This is a genomic window from Flavobacterium sp. JP2137, from assembly GCF_050562195.1.
Classification (GTDB): Bacteria; Bacteroidota; Bacteroidia; order Flavobacteriales; family Flavobacteriaceae; genus Flavobacterium.
The window spans coordinates 3,039,719-3,059,444 of sequence record NZ_CP191647.1 but is presented as its reverse complement, the minus strand read 5'-3'; the positions used below and the strand labels follow the sequence as shown (position 1 = coordinate 3,059,444).

Sequence of the window (19,726 nt, the reverse complement as noted above, 5' to 3'; positions counted from 1 at the left end):
CCGTCGATAAAAGGCGGGTTTTTTAAAGAAAAAATAGTATTTTTGAATCTTGTAATATGTCCCCCGATATCATGAATTTTAAAAAAATAATCACGCTTCTAAAAAATACGGTCAATGAATTTTTGGACGATAATGCCATGAAATTCAGTGCTTCCCTGTCTTATTATACCGTTTTTGCCTTGCCGCCCTTGTCGATTTTAATCATTTCGATCAGTGGTTTTTTCTTTGGTGAAGAAGCCGTTGCCGGCGAGTTTTACGGACAGATAAAAGAACTGGTCGGCGATTCGACGGCCTTGCAGATTCAAGAGGCGATTAAAAATGTGCGCTTGTCCAATTCCAGTACCCTCGCAACCGTTTTTGGTGTGGTGATGTTGTTTTTTGGTGCATCGGCCGTTTTTGCGGAAATACAGAGCTCCATCAATTACATTTGGGGACTGCGAGCAAAGCCCAACAAGGGATTGGTTCGCTTTGTAAAAAACAGGTTGTTGTCCTTTTCGATGATTGCCTCTGTTGGCTTTTTGCTGTTGGTCAGTTTAATTGTCAATTCGATTGTCGATGTGCTCTATGTGCAATTGACAGAGCTGTTTCATGAAGAAACGGTTTATCTGGTGGGCGTGGTCAACAATATCGTGGTCTTTGTAATTATCACCCTATTGTTTTCCATCATCTTTAAAACGCTGCCCGACGGTAAAATCGGTTGGCGCGAAACCATAGTGGGGGCCGGTTTTACCTCGCTGCTGTTTATGATCGGTAAATTCGGTATAGGCATGTATCTCGGAAACTCCTCTTCGTCTAGTTTGTACGGCGCTGCGGGTTCTGTTATTATCATCCTTATTTGGGTGTATTATTCGGCTATTATACTGTATTTTGGCGCGGAATTCACAAAGGTATACGCCGAAATGTACGGTAAAAAAATCGAGCCCAACAGTTATTCTGTGTTGATTAAGAAATCCATCACGGAAATCGATGAAAACTAAGGATGTTTTTTGCTGTTTTTAGCTTAATGCGGCCTTTTCTCATTTTTATTTTTTATTAATAAGTCTTAAATTAGCGAAAATTCCTACACCTCTATGCAAAATCAAGATCAATATACCGAAGACAATATTCGTTCATTAGATTGGAAAGAACATATCCGTATGCGTCCTGGAATGTATATCGGTAAATTGGGCGATGGATCTTCTCCAGACGACGGTATCTATATACTTATCAAAGAAGTCTTGGACAACAGTATCGATGAGTTCGTTATGGGCTCGGGTAAAACCATTGAAGTCACCTTAAAAGACAAGGTGGTAACCGTTCGCGATTTCGGTCGGGGGATTCCCTTGGGTAAAGTAATCGATGTGGTGTCTAAGATGAATACAGGAGGTAAGTACGATTCCAAGGCTTTTAAGAAGTCGGTCGGATTAAATGGTGTAGGTACCAAGGCGGTCAACGCACTTTCGTCTTATTTTAGGGTCGAATCGGTTCGCGATAGCCAACAGAAGGCTGCGGAATTTGAAGCGGGAAATCTAAAGGTAGAAGAGGAGCTGCTAGAAACGACCAAGCGCAAGGGAACTAAGGTTTCGTTTATTGCAGACGATGCCATTTTTAAGAATTATAAATACCGTAATGAATACATCATTAAGATGTTGAAGAATTACTGTTATTTAAATACCGGATTGACGATTCTCTTTAACGGTGAAAAGTTTTATTCCGACAACGGTCTAAAGGATTTGTTGGAAGAGAACATCGATCAGGAAGATATGATTTACCCGATTATCCACCTTAAGGGCGACGATATCGAGGTAGCGATTACACACAGTAAAACTCAGTATTCAGAAGAGTATTACTCTTTTGTAAACGGGCAGAATACCACGCAAGGAGGTACGCATTTGGTCGCTTTTAGAGAGGCTTTGGTGCGTACGATTAAGGAGTTCTACAACAAGAACTTCGAAGCGTCGGATATTCGTAAATCCATAGTGGCGGGGATTTCAATCAAGGTGGAGGAACCGGTTTTTGAGTCCCAAACCAAGACGAAGTTGGGATCGACGGATATGGGACCCGATGCACCTACGGTGCGTACCTATATCAGTGATTTTCTCAAGACGCAGTTGGACAACTATTTGCACAAGAATCCTGGAGTGTCCGACGCGCTATTGCGCAAGATTCTCCAAGCGGAGCGCGAGCGAAAGGAATTGTCTGGAATCCGAAAAATAGCCAAGGAACGCGCCAAAAAAGCCGGTCTACACAATAAAAAATTACGCGATTGTCGGGTGCATTTAACCGATATGAAGCACCCGAGGTATTTGGAGAGCACGCTGTTTATCACCGAGGGCGACTCGGCATCCGGATCGATTACCAAATCCAGAGATGTCAATACCCAAGCGGTTTTTAGTTTGCGTGGTAAGCCGTTGAACTCGTATGGGATGACCAAGAAAATAGTCTATGAAAACGAAGAGTTCAACCTGTTGCAAGCCGCTTTAAACATCGAGGAAGACCTGGGCGATTTGAGGTACAACAACATCGTCATCGCAACCGATGCCGATGTCGATGGGATGCACATTCGCTTGCTGTTGATTACCTTTTTCTTGCAATTCTTTCCCGAACTGATCAAGGAAGGCCATTTATACATTTTGCAAACGCCCTTGTTTCGGGTAAGAAACAAAAAGGAAACGATTTACTGCTACAGTGAAGAAGAGCGCGTAGCGGCGATTGAAAAGTTAAAACCCAAGCCCGAAATCACGCGATTCAAGGGATTGGGAGAAATTTCTCCCGATGAATTTAAGTATTTTATCGGTGAGGACATTCGAATTGATCCGGTAATGTTAGATAAAACCACGTCTATAGAAAAGCTCTTGGAGTTTTATATGGGCAAGAATACGCCAGACAGGCAAGAATTTATCATCAACAACCTTAAAGTGGAGTTGGACGTGATCGAGAAAGAGGCCTAAAACCCGATGATGCAGACGCGAAGGCAGTGCGAATAAGAGGAAGGAGAGCAGCGTTTAAAAGCAACGGGAAGCGGGCATGGATAAAGAAAAATGCGACTGCTGTAAAGCGCGGGGGCATCGATTTTTTATCAAAAGGTTAAAGTTAATTTTATTCAAAGAAATTAAATGAGCGAAGAAGAAGGAAACAAAGATCCTATAGAAGAAGGAACACCGAAGAAGGCATTGCATTTTTACGAAAATGAAGACAGTCCGGAAACCATTACGAAAGTAACGGGAATGTATAAAGATTGGTTTTTGGATTACGCTTCGTATGTAATACTCGAACGCGCGGTACCGGCTATAGAAGATGGATTTAAACCCGTTCAGCGTCGGATCATGCACTCGATGAAGGAATTGGACGACGGACGTTATAATAAAGTAGCCAATGTGGTGGGGCATACCATGCAGTATCACCCACACGGTGATGCGAGTATAGGCGATGCCATGGTGCAGATGGGGCAAAAGGAACTCTTGATTGACACCCAGGGAAACTGGGGAAATATACTGACGGGCGATGGCGCTGCCGCATCCCGTTATATAGAAGCGCGATTGAGCAAGTTTGCCTTAGAAGTGTTGTATTCCCCAAAGATTACCGCCTGGCAATCCTCCTACGACGGCAGGAGAAACGAGCCGATTAATTTACCGGTTAAGTTTCCCTTATTGCTCGCTCAAGGAGGCGAGGGAATTGCCGTGGGTTTATCGACCAAAGTATTGCCTCACAATTTCAACGAGCTGATCGATGCTTCGATTCGAATTTTAAAGGGTAAATCGTTTACGATATTTCCCGATTTTCCCACTCAGGGTATCGCGGATGTATCGGCTTATAACGACGGACTTCGCGGCGGTCGTATACGCGTACGCGCGCGAATATCCCAACTGGATAAAAACACCTTGGTCATCACGCAAATCCCCTTTTCGACCAATACGTCCAGTTTGATCGAAAGCATCTTAAAGGCCAACGAAAAAGGGAAGATTAAAGTTAAAAAAATTGAGGATAATACCGCGGCCGAGGTCGAGATATTGGTGCATTTACCTCCGGGAGTATCGCCGGATAAAACCATAGATGCCCTCTATGCATTTACGGGTTGCGAAACCTCTATTGCTCCCTTGGGCTGTGTTATTCAAGACAATAAACCCCTGTTTGTTGGCGTGAGCACCATGTTGGTGACTTCCACCAATAGAACGGTGGCGCTCTTAAAAAGCGAATTGGAAATCGAGCTCGAAGAGCTCAATGAACAATGGCATTTTTTGTCGTTGGAGCGCATATTCATAGAAAAACGCGTGTACTATTTAATCGAAGAAGAAAAAACCTGGGAAGGAATTTTAAAAGCGATAGACGAGGGGCTAAAACCCCATGTCAAAAACCTTAAGAGAGACATTACCGAAGAGGATTTGGCGCGATTGACCGAGATTCGAATCAAGAGAATTTCTCGTTTCGACATCGACAAAGCCAATCAGAAGTTAGAATCCTTAGAAGACGATATCGAACAGGTAAAACACCATTTGAATCACCTGATTGAATTTGCGATCAATTACTTTATCCGATTAAAGGAAAAATACGGTAAAGGCAGAGAGCGTCAAACGGAGATTCGCAGCTTTGATACCATCGAAGCGACCAAGGTGGTGTTGAGAAACACCAAGTTGTACGTCGATATGGCCGAGGGATTTATCGGTACGGCACTCAAGAAAGAAACCTATGTAGCCGATTGTTCAGACATAGACGATGTCATTGTCTTTTTGCGCGATGGCAGTCTGATCATCACCAAAGTAGACGAAAAGAAATTTGTCGGTAAAGACATCATACACGTAGCGGTTTTTGATCGTAACGACAAGCGTACCATTTACAACCTGATTTATCGAGACGGAAAATCGGGCTCCTCATACGTCAAGCGTTTTAATGTCTCTGGTGTGACTCGCGATCGGGTGTACGACCTAACGCAGGGCAAGCCGGGTTCGCAGCTATTGTATTTTTCGCACAATCCCAACGGAGAAGCCGAAGTGGTCAGTATTTTATTGCGACAAATCAGCAGTGTCAAAAAGCTTAAATTCGACTTGGACTTCGCCGATTTGTTGATAAAGGGAAGGAGTTCCAAGGGGAATTTGGTCAGCAAATACCCCATCAAAAAAATCGAACTCAAGGAAAAGGGAATTTCGACCCTAAGACCTCGCAAAATTTGGTTTGACGATACGGTTCACCGCTTAAACGTCGACGGACGCGGGGAGTTGTTGGGCGAGTTTAAACCCAACGACCGCCTATTGGTCATCAACCAATCGGGTAAAGCGCGAACCATAGTGCCGGAATTGACCAGCCACTTCGAAGAAGACATGTTAATCTTGGAGAAATGGGTGCCCAGCAAGCCGATTTCGGCAATCTATTTCGACGGCGAAAAAGCGCGCTATTACGTCAAACGTTTTTTGATTGAAAACGAAACGCGCGAGGAGTTATTTATATCGGAAGCCGAAAATTCGAGACTGGAGGTCGTTTCTACCGATTACCGTCCGATGGCAGAAGTGACTTTTTATAAGGTAAAAGGCGTTCAAAAAGAAAATTTATTAGTAGATTTAGAACAGTTTATTGTAGTTAAAGGAATTAAAGCGCTAGGGAATCAGCTTACAGCAGATAAAATTAAGGTGGCCTTATTAGAACCACTTCCCTACGAATTGCCTGAAGAGGAAAAACCAACGGAAGTGACATCTGCAGTTAATGGAGATGAATCGACAGATTTATTATTAGACGACGACGGACAAATTACTATTCCCTTAGAATAAATATGCTAAGAAAGCTAAGAAACACTATTCCGCAATCGGTCGTATTGACCGCAGCCTTATTACTGGCACATGGCGCTTTTTCTCAGGATGGGAAAGGCGGATTATTCGATGGAGAAACTCAGGCTCGCAGCTTTACGGAGCGCTGGGAATTGAGTAGTGAAACCAAAAAGGGCACCTTTGTCATTACGCCCTACAAACCGATTTACGTAAGCCCGTTCCGATGGTCGAGCAGTCCCAATAAACTGCCTACCAGCCTCAGTCCGGATAATAACGCCATCATACCACAGGATTACAACAGCATTGAATCGCGCTTTCAGCTGAGCTTTAAAACCAAGGTCATGCAAGGGATATTTTGGGGAGCAGGGGATATCTGGTTGGCGTTTACGCAAACGGCCAATTGGCAAGTATACAATTCCAAATTGTCAAGGCCTTTTCGGGAGCTCAATTACGAGCCGGAAGTGATGTTGAATTTTGCCACCAATTTTGAGGTTTTAGGTATGACCAATCGCATGATGGGTATTTCCTTAAACCACCAGTCAAACGGAAAGAGTTTACCGGGTTCGAGAAGCTGGAATCGCGTCGTTTTTCAAACGGCCTTCGACTATAAGGATTTTAGCGTAATGATTAGACCGTGGATTAGAATACACGAAAAAATAGGTGAAGACGACAACCCCAATATCGAAGAATATGTAGGCAGAGGCGATATCACCGTTGTTTATAAATACAAAGAGCAGGAGTTTAGTCTGCTGGCGCGTAACAATATGCGATTTAATAATAAGAATAAGGGCTATGTAGAAATGAACTGGACCTATCCGATTTCGGGCAATCTAAAAGCGCATTTGCAAGTAGCCAACGGTTATGGAGATACGATGATTGACTACAACCACAATCAAACCATTATCGGTTTGGGAGTTTCCCTAATCGAGTGGTTGTAAGCCTGCGGATTCACAGTCTAGGCCAAAGCTTCGACAATTAATACCACAATGCGACTATACGTTTCATAATATTTGAAGCGAATGGATATTAGCGAACCAAGACGGGGATTTTAATAAAAATCATGGTCTTGGTTTTGCTTTTTACTGGCTTCTTTGACGGAATAGACCAGGTATACGATGAAAATGGCAAATCCGATATAGGAAAAGATGTTGTCTGCCGAATACGGATTGCCGGCATCAAATTCCATAATTCCGTATACCAGCAGCAGCAATACGATAAAGGTAATGGCTTTTTTTAACATGGTTTAAAGTTTAGATGGTCATCGAAAAGAGTTGTCGCGAGGGTTTGTTTCGCTGCAAGCGCAAATCAAAAGCCATACAGATGTTGCGCACATACGGGCGGCCTTTTCTAGTGACAAACAGTTGCTTGTCCTCGATTTTAATCAATTGATCGCGTTCCATTTCTCTCAGGTCTTTTAAGATGTCTTCGAGCTGATGCTCCAGTAGAGCTGACTGACTGTAATCGGTTCTAAATGTACACATTAAGTCGAGTATGTGTTTGCGAATCAGCAGGTCTTCGGGGTTGAGTACGTGACCCTTAACCACGGGCAGTTGGTCTTGAGCCAACAGCTCGTAATACGCCTCTATAGACTTTTCGTTTTGCGCAAAGGCATACCAACTGTCGCTGATTGCCGAAACGCCCAAGCCGATCATCAATCGAGAACTCGAAGAGCTATATCCCATAAAGTTACGATGTAAATTGCCGTTTTCCAAGGAATGGTATAGGGAATCCTTGCTCAGGGCAAAGTGATCCATACCGATTTCGTGGTAGCCGTTTTGCAGCAGCAATTCCTTGCCTTTTTCGTACAGCAATCGCTTTTCGGAGTCTTTGGGGATGTCTTCATCCTTATAACCGCGCTGTCCATTGCCCTTGATCCACGGTACATGGGCATAGCTGTAAAAAGCCAAGCGGTCGGGCGACAGTGATTTGGTTTTCTCTATGGTATCGATTACGTGTTCCAGTTTTTGAAAGGGCAAGCCGAAGATTAAGTCGTGTGAAATGGAGGTGTAGCCAATTTCTTTGGCCCACAGACTCACTTTGGCCACGGTGTGAAAGGGTTGTTCGCGATGTATGGCCTTTTGAACGGTCGGATTATAGTCTTGAACACCAAAGCTAACCCTTCTAAATCCGAGGTTGTACAGCCCTTGTAAATGGGCTCTGCTCGTGTTGTTGGGATGTCCTTCAAAGCTAAATTCGTATTCCTCCGCCAAATCGACGGTATCGAGGATGCTTTGCACCAAGTGTTCCAGGTTTTCAGGCGAAAAAAAGGTGGGGGTTCCCCCGCCGAGATGCAATTCTTTGAGTAGGGGCTTTTCTGGAAATAACGCGCAATACATGCTCCATTCCTTTAAAACAGCTTCGATATAGGGAACTTCGACCTCATGTCTTTTTGTAATGCGTTTGTGGCAGCCGCAAAAAGTGCAGAGACTCTCGCAAAAAGGCAGGTGAATATACAAGCAAATTCCGTCGTGAGCATTGGATTCGCCAAAGGATTTCAAACTGGTTTGTGTCCAGTTTGATGTGCTAAAAGTCGCTTGGTCCCAGTATGGAACTGTGGGATAGCTCGTATATCTAGGACCAGCAACATTATATTTTTGTACTAGTGAAAGACCCATAAAGTTGTTTTTGTCAAAAATAAGCGAAATCGAACTTTTGCGGTATGATAAATGTCATATCTGTTTATTTTTGTATTTTTACAAAAAAGGCCGCTATTGGGCCATTGACCATAAAAAAACGAGATATGAAAATTAAATTTTACAGCTTTTTACTAATGCTTACCGTGGTGTTCGCATGCCAAGGACAAGTAGGTGACAAAGCACATTTGTTAGAACCATCAGCTTTTGAAAAGCAAATCACGGCGGAAAAAGGGCAGTTAATCGATGTGCGAACCGCAGCCGAATTTGACCAAGACCACATTAGTGGTGCAGAAAACATCGACGTGTTGCAGGGCGATTTTGATGCCAATATCGCCAAGTTGGACAAGGATAAACCGGTATATGTGTACTGCAAGTCCGGTGGGCGAAGCGCCAAAGCAATCGATAAGCTTAAAGCACAGGGGTTTACCAACTTGTACGAGCTCCAGGGTGGATTTACCGCTTGGAAGGCCAAGGCGGGCAACTCTAAGGGCGAATAGTCAGATTTACCAATATTTTAAGAATTTAGAATTATCCGTTTAAAATAGATTTGCTATTTTTGATAAAAAATAAGATATGGATACAGCATCTTTCGGAGGTTTTTTAAGAACATTGCTGATTATTGTATTGGCCTATTACGCATTTAGGTTTATTATGCGCTATTTGTTTCCTGTATTGATCTACAGAGTGGCCAAAAAAGCTAATGAAAACTTCCAACAGAAACAACAAGATTTTTACAATAAAAAGTCCGAAGAGACACATACTGCTCCCAATTCTGAATTTGTCAATCCCGATAAACCTCGGGAAAAGAAAAAGGTCGGTGAGTACATTGAATTTGAAGAATTGGATTAAAAAAATTATTATAAGCCCCATAGCGATATGGGGCTTATTTTTTTGATTAAAAGTGTAAATAAGTAAGTCTTAAACTTGGGAATTCTTTTGATATAGTGTTATTTTAGCAAGATATTATAAAGCGCAACAAAAGCAATTCCATTTTATGAAGAATTATAAGGTATACCTCCCTCATCTATTGGCCTTAGTCGGTTTTATGCTGATTTCATTGATTTACTTTTCTCCGGTGCTTTCGGGCAAGGTCATTAAGCAATCCGATATTGTTCAATATACCGGAATGGCAAAGGAGCAAAACGACTTTAGAAGTGAGTTCCATGAAGAGCCCTATTGGACCAACAGTGCTTTTGGCGGTATGCCAACCTATCAGTTAGGCGCTCAATATCCACACAATTACATCAAAAAACTCGACAACCTCATTCGCTTTCTACCGCGACCGGCCGATTATTTATTCGTTTATTTTCTCGGTTTCTATCTGCTGTTGATTTCGCTGCGAATAAATCCATTAAAAGCCTTTTTCGGTGCCTTAGCCTTTGGTTTTTCCACTTATTTAATCATTATTCTAGGCGTTGGTCACAATGCCAAAGCCCACGCCATTGCTTATATGCCGATGTTGTTGGCGGGAGTATTGCTGGTGTTTAGAAAAAAATATATAGCAGGGGGGCTGCTCACCGCTATTGCGGCGGCCTTGGAAATCAATGCCAATCACTTTCAAATGACCTATTACTTGCTGCTGTTGCTGTTGGTAGTTGGTATTTATTATGTGGTGGTATACAGCAAAGCCCGCGATTTTAAGGGATTGGGTACAGCCGTGCTGATCTTTTTAGGCGCAGCTGTTTTGAGTATAGGGGTAAACGCGACCAATTTAATGGCCACGGCAGAGTACACCAAGTTCAGTACCCGATCCAATAGCGAACTGAGTTTTGAACCGGATGGATCGCCCAAAACCTCGTCCAATGCGATGAGCTATGCCTACATCACCGAATACAGCTACGGTATATTCGAGAGTTTAAACATCTTTGTACCGCGTTTAACCGGAGGTGCATCCATAGAAAATGTCGGTAAGGATTCCCAAACCTATAAGTTTGTATCTAGTTTAGGCGCTAGTCCACAAGAGGCCGAACAGTTTGCCAAACAAGCGCCAACCTATTGGGGTGATCAAACCAGCGTAGCGGCACCCGCCTATATCGGTGCGATTGTCATGTTTTTAGCCGTATTGGCCCTGTTTGTTGAAAAGCGTAAGTTTAAGTATATTTTTCTGGTAGGAGGACTGTGTTCACTGTTGCTTTCCTGGGGAAGAAACTTCCCGATGATGACCGATTTTTTCATTGATTTCTTTCCGATGTACAACAAGTTTAGAGCCGTATCGTCGATTCAGGTTATCTTGGAATTGTGTATGCCTATCTTGGCTGTTTTGGGTTTGCAAGCCTTTGTAAAAGCAGCGCCCACACAACGAGAAAAAGCCTTAAAATTAACGGTATACATTACTGGAGGACTTGTAATACTGCTGTTCCTAATCAAGGGAAGCCTGCGTTTTTCTGGGGTTAATGACGGCTATTACAGCCAGATGTACGGCGATATTGGGCCCTCGTTTATCGATGCCTTGATGCAGGATAGAAAATCGCTGTATACCGCAGATTTGATCCGCACGGGCTTGTTGATTTTGTCGGCATTTGGGATCTTGTGGTTCTATTCCAAGGAAAAGATCAAATCTACCGTGATGGTGGTGGCGATTGGCGTATTGATGGTAGGCGATTTGGTGCTGATCGATTTGAATTATGTCAACAAGGAAAATTTTGTCACTGCCCGTACGATGACACATCCTTTTGAGGAAACGCCGGCAGATGCGTTTATCAAACAGGACAAAGACAATTTCCGAGTATATGAAGTACAAGGCGGTTTGAGTAGTGCGCGCGCCTCGTTTTTCCACCATTCCATAGGCGGTTATCACGCGGCAAAACCGCGGAGAATTCAGCAGTTGTTCGATTACCAATTGGCAGAGAAGAGCAATATGAATGTATTGAACATGCTCAACGTTAAATACGTAATTCAAAAGGACGAGCAGGGGCAAGATATCCCGATGAAAAACGATCAAATCAACGGCAATGCTTGGTTTGTTAGCCAGGTCAAGCAGGTAGAAACTCCCGATCAAGAGATGAAAGCCATGGACGATTTTGACGCCAAGACCACCGCTATATACAATGCCCAAATGTTTAAAGAAGTGACGTTAAAACCGACCTATGCGGTCGATTCGCTTGCGGCTTCAATCCGTTTAGTCACGTATAAACCCAATTACCTCAAATACGAATCGACCAATCCCGCAGAGGGCTTGGCCGTGTTTTCAGAGGTGTATTATCCACACGGTTGGCAGGCGTATATCGACGGTAATCCCGTTGCCCACGTATCGGTGGATTATGTATTAAGAGCCTTACCCGTACCCGCGGGCAAGCACGAAATAGAGTTTAAGTTTGAACCCCAAGTCGTAAAAACAGGAAGCACTATAGCCCTGATGAGTTCGCTCGTATTGGCTTTGGTGGTTATGGGAAGTTTGGCATACCGTTTGGGCTATATCAGTAAGAAAAAAAAGTAAATTGAAAGAGAAAAGCAGTACTTCTACAGCCGTAAAAAAAGTGTTAATTATCACGTATTACTGGCCGCCCGCAGGGGGGCCAGGCGTGCAACGTTGGCTGAAGTTTGCCAAGTATTTACCCGATTTTGGCATAACGCCCATTATCTATACGCCCGAAAATCCGACTTATCCCTTGTTGGATGCGAGTCTGGAAAGCGAGGTGCCCGACGGACTCGTCGTGCTCAAGACCAAGATCAAAGAGCCCTATGGCTTGGCGCGTCTGTTTTCTAAAGGGGGAACCAAGAATCTGAGTTCGGGAATCATACCGCATCAACCCAAGCAAACTTGGATTGAAAAGAGCCTGTTGTGGGTGCGGGGAAATTTCTTTATCCCCGATGCGCGCAAGGCCTGGATCAAGCCGTCCGTAGCCTTTTTGGAGCATTATATCGCGGAAAACAACATCGACTGCGTCATCACCACCGGTCCTCCACACAGTCTGCATTTAATCGGCTTAGAACTGCGCAAAAAACTCAATTTTAAATGGATTGCCGACTTCAGAGATCCCTGGACGACCATCGGTTACCACAAGGAGTTGAAATTGAGCGAGAGCGCGGCAAACAAACACCGCCGTTTGGAGTTGGAAGTGCTGCAAAAAGCCGATGCCATTACCGTAACCAGTTTTTCTACCAAAGAAGAGTTTAAGGCCAAAACCGCCAAACCCATATCGGTATTGACCAACGGCTACGACGTGGAAAAGGTCGTAAAAAAACCGATGGACGAAGCCTTTACCTTGGCGCATATCGGTTCCTTTTTATCGCACAGAAATCCGCGTGTACTGTGGAAGGCATTGAATGAATTGAGGCGGGACAACCCCGAGTTTAAAGCCGCTTTTCAATTTAAGCTCATCGGAAAGGTCAGTCAGGATATCTTGGATGCGCTAAAAGAGTTCAAATTGGACGACTGCACGGTTAATATGGGCTATTTGAGTCATGCAGAAGCCTTGGTAGAACAAAGGGCTTCTCAGGTGTTGCTGTTGGTGGAAATCGACTCTATAGAAACCAAGGCTATTATTCCGGGTAAGCTGTTTGAATATATGGCTGCAGAACGACCTATATTGGCTCTGGGACCTGAAGGAGCCGATTTTTTTAGAATTATCACCGAAACCAACACCGGAACCATAGCCTTATACGACGAAAAAGACCGTATGAAGGAGCTGTTATTGGCCTATTTTACACAATATCAAAACAACGCACTCAAGGTCTACGGCATGGGCTTGCAGTATTATAGTCGAAAGAAGATTACCGAGCAATTGGCAAAAATCATCAACGACAAAAGCGTTTGATCTAAAGCTGTCTTTTTAGTGGCCCTTAGTGACTAATTCTGTAAATCCCATTTTTAGCTGCGTATGGAAGCCGCATTGTTGTTGCAAGTCAATCACTGGGCAGCCGTTGCTTGAATGTAATAAAAGAAATCCGACCATCTTCAGCACCGAATACCACAGTAAAAAGGAGGAGTCAAAAAGTCGCAATCTTAAAAGGGTTTCCGAGGATTGCGATTCCGTGTACAGTAAAATGATAAACGAGGCATAAGGGGTTCCATAGCAAAAAGCGGAAAAGAATGGATCGAATTCGCTGCCGTACTAAAACTGGTTTGCGGTGTTTGTAGAAGTAAACAGCGTCAAATTACTCCTTGTCAAATTGAAAATAGAGCACTTCTCTCCAATAATCGATTCCTAAATAACTCGACATCTTTTCATCATAATAGGCCACTTTGGTTTGTAGCGTGCGAATTTTATCGTCATTGTTTTTCCGATAGAAAAGCTTTTTGAGCGTGGAGCGGGGTTTGGAAAGTTCGGCTATTTCCTCTTCGAGTTGTATTTTGGAAGCTTTAAAGGATTTAAAGTAATCCATATAATCATTGATCACGTCGTCGATGTCTTGAATACTGTTTTTAAAGAGTTCGGTGTTTTGAGTTTCAACGGGCTCGTCTAAAAATTGGTAAAGTTCTAAACATTCGAGTAGGATATAGTCCTGTTGACGCTCGCTTAAAAAAGCTTTGGTCGTTTCTATATGTTCCAAGAGTTCCGTTTGATCAAACAGGTCTTCAGTGGCCAATTGCGTCAAGAAATCGAATAGTTTTTGCATGCCTTTGCGGTAGTCTCCGACTATGCCCACGAGGTATTCGCAGTCCCAAATTAAGGAACGACACATTTTCGAGTCTTGACTCACTAAAATCTGAAAAGCGAGTGGAATGTATGCCTTGTATTCTGAAAGCGATAGAACGATATCGTCTTCCTGTTTTTCCCTTTTGGAGATATCAAAATTGATGGAGTATAAATAACTTCTATTTGCCATAATTGTCTGTATTGATTTGTTATTTCACGGTATGCAAGAGCATCGAGCAATAGAATACTAGACTCTAAATTTACCCTTAATATTAAACGAGTTATCAGGTATGCGATAAATATAAAAAAAAATACGCTACTCGCTGATTTGTTGTCAGTAAAATTGGAAAAAAGGGGGAATCTAGGGTGTAAAAGCACTACGGCAGTACCTTACCGGGAGTTGTTTTAAAGTATGATACCGCCTTTTATACAAGTACTTACCTCAGGTTGTGGATAGCACATTTTACGAGAACGCGTCAGTTATTCACCAATTCGAGAGGTTTTTTAGAAGAGCATCATTCCGTAATAGTGCAGTAAGTCTATGGCATAAAACACGCATAAATATCCAAATTTAATCATTTCGTCAGTTTTTTATAGGTTGTTTTTTAGGTTGTCAGCTACAGCTTTATAAAGTCGAATACTCGGGTTTTAACTGTAAAGAACTGGGCAAACATAACATCTTATAAACAGCGATAATTGTATAATTGAGACAGCATAGTGATTTCTTAGTCGTGAATTATAAAGAGTGATTGTTTCTGGGTGTATAGGGAAGCCTACACCTGAAGTAGGAAAAAGCATCAAGAGGTAAATTTAGTTCTTTCACAGCGTTTTTTTTTTCGTCTTGCTTTTTATTGAAAAGGTGTTTTACAACGCTTAGCGCGCTTATCAGAATCCCTCGAGTTTGTCTAATTCTTCATTAAGTTCTTGACAATCCTCATTTCTGAGGAAGAAATAAAATGCGGATTTCATTTTCTTAGCGGTCTAATACTCCGTCCGTTTATTGGTTAAAGACATGCCTAAGGCGGAAGTAAAATCTATGCTATTATTTATAGGGTTGCTGTAAAAACGAATTTTTAGTCGATTGGTAATAAATTACTTGATGTGTATAGTCATAAGTTTTTTTTAGCCTTGACAAATCGCATTTACCGCGCTACATGGATATCTAGTAATACTATAGCCTATAAAAAACCAAACCATAAGTTAAATATCCTATAAATAGATTTTATTTTATGATTATTAAAGGTGAACTGCTTAATTTTATAAGTTAATTTATACAAGACCCGTAGCGGACTGTTTAAGACGTCTTTCATGGCGATGGTTAGCAGCAGCTGCCGTTTCGGCGTATTACTATTTCTTGGGCACTATGAAAATCCTGATCATTGAAGACGAACCCGATTTACTAGCGGCGTTAAAGCAGTTTTTGGAAGGCGAAAAATTTATCGTTGAAACAGCCGACGACTATTTTTTGGCCATGGAAAAAGTGGGTACTTACGATTACGATTGCATTTTGTTGGATATTATGCTGCCTAATGGAAGTGGTATAGATATACTAAAACAAATCAAAAAGCTCAATAAAAAAGACGCAGTCATCATTTTATCTGCCAAAGACTCGGTGGAAGACAAGGTGTTGGGGTTGGACTTGGGCGCAGATGATTATTTGGCCAAGCCGTTTAATTTGATGGAGCTGCATTCCCGTATAAAATCGGCAATTCGCAGAAATAACCAAGATGGAGAAAAAAGTGTTGATTTTAAAAACGTTAAACTCTTTTTTGAAGACCGCGAGGTTTTGGTCGATGGGGTAGAACTGATTTTAAACCGCAAAGAATTTGATTTGCTCTACTATTTTATGATACGTCCTGAGAAAACCCTGCAAAAGACATCTTTGGCAGAATCTGTATGGGGCGATCATATCGATCAGGCCGACAGTTTGGACTTTATTTATTCGCAAATTAAAAACCTCCGAAAAAAACTAAAAGACAGCAATGCAGCCATTGACTTTCAAGCGGTATACGGAATTGGATATAAGCTAGTATGAAAATTTCACTGAAGAATTACACCTTAAAATACCTATCGATAGCAGTACTGCTGGTGATTGCGGTATGGGCGGCACTGTTTTACGCCCTAATTCTCGACGAACTCTACGACAATACCGACGATGGCCTAAAGGATTTGAAAATTCAGATTATCCGTAAGGCGTATATAGACGACAGTATACTGCAAATCAGTGAATTTGATTTTAATCAATTTCGAATCCAGCAAGTAGTTGCGTCGGAGTTTAAAGAAGGGAATTTTTTTAGAAACGAACAATTCTATATGGAATATGACAACGACATGGAACCATATCGGATTTTAGAAACTTATTTTACCGATATAAACGGCAATACCCAAAAATTGGAAATTAGAACGTCCACGGTAGAAGAAGATGATTTTGGCGAAGACCTGCTCTTTGCCTTGGTTTTCTTGTATATCTTCTTGGTTGTGAGTATCGTATTGATTCACAATGTCGTGTTGAAAAGAGTTTGGAAGCCCTTTTACAGCACCTTGAATAATTTAGAGCGCTACGAATTCGGTCAGGGGGATAAATCGCAGCGCAATCCGACGCAGATACGCGAGTTTAAATTGTTAGATCAAAAAATCAATCAGATGATTGAGCGCAACGAAAGGGTGTTTACCCAACAAAAACAATTTATCGAAAATGCGGCTCATGAACTGCAAACCCCCTTGGCGATTGCGATTCATAAACTGGATCTGCTGATAGAAAGCGAAGGGGTTTCCGAAGTAAACGCGCAGGAAATCAGTCAAACCAAAGAAGTCTTGCTGCGACTGGTTAAATTAAATAAATCCCTATTGATGTTTTCCAGAATTGAGAACAACCAGTTTGGCGAAAGGGAAGCGGTGGTGCTCAACCCGATCGTTAAAGGTATTCTCGACGACTTTTCCGACACTTTAGCATTCAAAGGTATACGGGTGGATTATTCCGATGTCGGATTGTTTAAAACGAATATCATTCCGGATTTAGCTTATGTTTTAATTTCGAATTTGCTCACCAATGCCATCAAGTACAACAAAGCAGCTGGTCAACTACACATAGAAGTTACCGAGGTGGCTTTGCGCATCAAAAATTCCTCTGTGGACGACATTCCCTTAAATACCGATTTGGTCTTTAACCGATTCTATAAAACCAATCAGGATTTCACCTCTACCGGTTTGGGACTTTCCATCGTAAAAACCATCGTGGAGAACCATTCCGACTTGAATATCGACTATGTTTTTAAAGACGGAAACCACATTTTTTCGTTGACGGTTCGAAATTCCTAATTCTTTCCTAAATCGCGTCTCATCTTTGTAATAGAAATTTAAAAACTATTAGTTATGAAAAGTACAGCGATTAATTTTTTAACGGCTTTATTCCTCTTCATCGGAATGAGCGCCCAGGCACAGGAATCTATTATTACTGCGACAAACTTACCGCAGCCTGCTCAGAAATTCGTAGCCGATCATTTCTCTAAATGCGCCATTGCTTACGTAAAAAAAGACAAGGAAACCTTCTCTACAGACTATAAGGTGAAATTTGCAGACGGAAAAGAGGTGGAGTTTGATGCCGAGGGAAACTGGACCGAAGTGGATGGAAATAAAACGGTTATACCAACGGCATTTATTAAAAAAAATATCTTAACTTATATAGAGCAAATGTTTCCGAATACCCAAATAGTGAAAATAGAGAAGGGGCGTTTCGGTAAGCAAGAGGTTAAGTTGAACAACGGTTTGGAGTTAGAATTTAATTCAAAAGGAGCGTTTAAAAGAATAGACGATTAGTCTTTAACCATTAAAATCAAATGAAAATGAAAAATCTAGTTTTATCAGTTGCTGCAGTGTGTTTACTGTCCTTTACGGGAGTTTCTTGTTCGTCAGATGATAATAATACAACGGAAACAACCATTCCTACTTCGGACTTACCCACACCAACAAAATCTTTTTTAGATACGTATTATTTGGATGCGACTATTATCCGAATTAAAATGAATATTCGATCGGTAGATGAGTATTACGAAGTATACCTTTCCAATGGAACGGAAATCGATTTTGACCAAGCGGGCAATTGGACGGAAGTCGATGGAAACCACCAAGCAATTCCAACGGGATTTATACATCCGAGTATCGTTTCGTATGTCGCGACCAACTATCCGACAACGGCCATAGAAAGTATCGACAAAAAAGCCTACGGGTTTGATGTGGATCTATTGAATAATAGCGAATTGCGTTTTGACCTACAGGGAAACTTTTTGGGCATCGATCAATAATTCTCTTTAACATTGAAGTAGACCGGTTGTTTTTTTAGGGATTTATTTCTTTAAAAGAGCAACCGGTTTTGCATTCGATACGGCCCAAACGTCTTTGTCTATTTATAATGTGATTATAGGATTGGTCGATTAAGCACTAGGGGAGTGCCTAATCGGGAGTTGTTTTGGAGCAGCTGGGTTTTAATGAAAAAATCTAACAGCGGTGTGGGATTATGCACTTTATGAGACAGTGCCTGGTTTCATCTGGACTACTGCACCATTAGCGAACTTCATTTCGGTCTGTTTCAAACTATGATGTCGTTTTAGGGTTACCGATGTTATGCACAGTGCTTTTTATGATTATATAGTTTCCCAATCTTTGTAATCAAACCACTGTTCTTTGTTTTTCTTTACTTTTTTTATTATTCGTTTAGGGGGATTACTCCATCGTTTAGTTTTTGGGTCATAAATTCTATATCCGTCATTGTCGAAATAAATAATTCCTTTTTTGTCGCAAGTTTCAATGATTTTCACTTTAATTAAAAAATCTTTCTCGTTGCGTTCAATCACAATTCCTTTAGCAATACAAATATCATCATCATACTTATCTTCTTGTTCTTTACTTACGTAACCTTTGTCGTAATTGAATTCGAGTGCATCCCTAAGTTTATATTCCGAGAATTCTTTTTGTTTTCTTTTAAATTCTTCTTTTTTAGAATTTTCCCAATATTCTTGATAGTATTTAATTTGTTCTTCAAGCTTAATTTCTCTGTTATTCAAATTTCTGTGATAGCTGTCCAAAATAATTCCCGACATATCATCTGGGTCGTAAATTCCTAAATCATTGAAATATTTTGAAAGGCGAGAACCACCCCAAAGTCTCCAATTATTTCTCATCCACATTCCAAATCCTAAATGCACTTTACCCGAAAATTCTTTTTCCCCCCAATTTTTTACTTGAATTTTTATACTGTCATTCCAAAAAGAGTTTATTTGAACAAAGCAATCTTCTAAATTTTTAGGAATATAAATACCGTTGATAGTGTCTGTTAAATACTTTATTCTGTTCTTTTCTTCTGCATTTTTCTGCATTATTAAGAACTTAGTTAGTATTTCCTTATCACTAATTTTTCCATTTTTCAAATATTGTCTGAATGAGTAAAGCAAAACCTTTGAATGATAATTAAATACCCCCTTGTTCTCTAGGTATTTAGTTATTTTTGGATTGCCGTTTTCGTCACTTGTCCAATTGAATATTGTTTTATAATTTTTGTAAGGTTCTTTTTGGGCAAACGGATATACCGAATAAACAAGACTGTCCTCGTGAATAGTTTTAATCTCATTTTTCACACTTTCTGAACAATCCTTGTCCAAATATTTTACAGCTTGCCTTAAATTTTTCGGAAGTTTATTTTGTCCAAACAAATTTATAGATGTCAGAACAGTGAGTGTCAATATTTTTAGCAGTGTTCTCATAGCATTGTGCATTACGGGCC

Annotated in this window: 16 protein-coding genes; 12 read left to right on the top strand and 4 right to left on the bottom strand. The window is 41.4% G+C overall.

What is annotated here, in order from left to right; all coding sequences use genetic code 11:
- The first annotated feature begins 71 nt into the window (after positions 1-71).
- The 4 genes from ACQZ43_RS13575 to ACQZ43_RS13560 all read left to right on the top strand — a co-directional run bounded on the left by ACQZ43_RS13575 (position 72) and on the right by ACQZ43_RS13560 (position 6,673).
- On the top strand, positions 72-977 hold the full coding sequence (locus ACQZ43_RS13575; protein WP_430613228.1) for a YihY/virulence factor BrkB family protein: 906 nt from the start codon (positions 72-74) through the stop codon (positions 975-977).
- A gap of 93 nt (positions 978-1,070) precedes the next feature.
- Positions 1,071-2,930, top strand: a complete 1,860-nt coding sequence (locus ACQZ43_RS13570) for a DNA topoisomerase IV subunit B (RefSeq protein WP_430613227.1) — start codon at positions 1,071-1,073, stop codon at positions 2,928-2,930.
- A gap of 165 nt (positions 2,931-3,095) precedes the next feature.
- Entirely contained in the window at positions 3,096-5,738 is a 2,643-nt protein-coding gene (locus tag ACQZ43_RS13565; RefSeq protein ID WP_430613226.1) for a DNA gyrase/topoisomerase IV subunit A, read from the top strand.
- Positions 5,739-5,740: 2 nt separating this feature from the next.
- Complete coding sequence (locus ACQZ43_RS13560; protein ID WP_430613225.1) at positions 5,741-6,673, top strand: phospholipase A; 933 nt, start codon at positions 5,741-5,743, stop codon at positions 6,671-6,673.
- 110 nt (positions 6,674-6,783) lie between these two features.
- On the opposite strand, the gene ACQZ43_RS13555 is transcribed toward ACQZ43_RS13560, so the two are convergent.
- The gene (locus ACQZ43_RS13555; RefSeq protein WP_430613224.1) at positions 6,784-6,975 is read right to left on the bottom strand and encodes a hypothetical protein; all 192 of its coding nucleotides are present in this window, start codon (positions 6,973-6,975) and stop codon (positions 6,784-6,786) included.
- A 10-nt stretch (positions 6,976-6,985) separates the two neighbouring features.
- Entirely contained in the window at positions 6,986-8,350 is a 1,365-nt protein-coding gene (hemN, locus tag ACQZ43_RS13550) for an oxygen-independent coproporphyrinogen III oxidase (RefSeq protein WP_430613223.1), read from the bottom strand.
- 125 nt (positions 8,351-8,475) lie between these two features.
- On the opposite strand from hemN, the gene ACQZ43_RS13545 reads away from it, so the two are divergent.
- From ACQZ43_RS13545 to ACQZ43_RS13530, 4 genes are all read left to right on the top strand, one after another.
- Positions 8,476-8,868, top strand: coding sequence for a rhodanese-like domain-containing protein (locus ACQZ43_RS13545; RefSeq protein ID WP_430613222.1), 393 nt, complete (start codon positions 8,476-8,478; stop codon positions 8,866-8,868).
- Between the two features lie 76 nt (positions 8,869-8,944).
- A complete protein-coding gene (locus tag ACQZ43_RS13540; protein WP_430613221.1) occupies positions 8,945-9,220 on the top strand; it encodes a DUF4834 family protein in 276 nt (91 codons plus the stop codon).
- A gap of 145 nt (positions 9,221-9,365) precedes the next feature.
- Complete coding sequence (locus ACQZ43_RS13535; protein WP_430613220.1) at positions 9,366-11,807, top strand: YfhO family protein; 2,442 nt, start codon at positions 9,366-9,368, stop codon at positions 11,805-11,807.
- A 1-nt stretch (position 11,808) separates the two neighbouring features.
- Positions 11,809-13,128, top strand: a complete 1,320-nt coding sequence (locus tag ACQZ43_RS13530) for a glycosyltransferase family 4 protein (RefSeq protein WP_430613219.1) — start codon at positions 11,809-11,811, stop codon at positions 13,126-13,128.
- A gap of 340 nt (positions 13,129-13,468) precedes the next feature.
- Here the strand turns inward: ACQZ43_RS13530 and ACQZ43_RS13525 are convergent, their stop codons facing one another.
- On the bottom strand, positions 13,469-14,140 hold the full coding sequence (locus ACQZ43_RS13525; protein WP_430613218.1) for a hypothetical protein: 672 nt from the start codon (positions 14,138-14,140) through the stop codon (positions 13,469-13,471).
- A gap of 1,173 nt (positions 14,141-15,313) precedes the next feature.
- Between ACQZ43_RS13525 and ACQZ43_RS13520 the strand changes: the two genes are divergently transcribed.
- The 4 genes from ACQZ43_RS13520 to ACQZ43_RS13505 are packed head-to-tail and all read left to right on the top strand — an operon-like array spanning position 15,314 to position 18,251.
- Positions 15,314-15,985 carry a response regulator transcription factor gene (locus ACQZ43_RS13520; protein ID WP_430613217.1) on the top strand — a complete coding sequence of 224 codons (672 nt, stop codon included), beginning with the start codon at positions 15,314-15,316 and terminating at the stop codon, positions 15,983-15,985.
- Entirely contained in the window at positions 15,982-17,268 is a 1,287-nt protein-coding gene (locus tag ACQZ43_RS13515; RefSeq protein ID WP_430613216.1) for a sensor histidine kinase, read from the top strand. Before ACQZ43_RS13520 ends, ACQZ43_RS13515 begins: the two co-directional genes overlap by 4 nt.
- Positions 17,269-17,322: 54 nt before the next feature.
- Positions 17,323-17,766, top strand: a complete 444-nt coding sequence (locus tag ACQZ43_RS13510; RefSeq protein WP_430613215.1) for a PepSY-like domain-containing protein — start codon at positions 17,323-17,325, stop codon at positions 17,764-17,766.
- Between the two features lie 26 nt (positions 17,767-17,792).
- Positions 17,793-18,251: a PepSY-like domain-containing protein gene (locus ACQZ43_RS13505; RefSeq protein WP_430613214.1), complete on the top strand. Its 459-nt coding sequence runs from the start codon at positions 17,793-17,795 to the stop codon at positions 18,249-18,251.
- 339 nt (positions 18,252-18,590) lie between these two features.
- On the opposite strand, the gene ACQZ43_RS13500 is transcribed toward ACQZ43_RS13505, so the two are convergent.
- Positions 18,591-19,706, bottom strand: coding sequence for a DUF6794 domain-containing protein (locus tag ACQZ43_RS13500; RefSeq protein ID WP_430613213.1), 1,116 nt, complete (start codon positions 19,704-19,706; stop codon positions 18,591-18,593).
- Between the last annotated feature and the right edge of the window lie 20 nt (positions 19,707-19,726).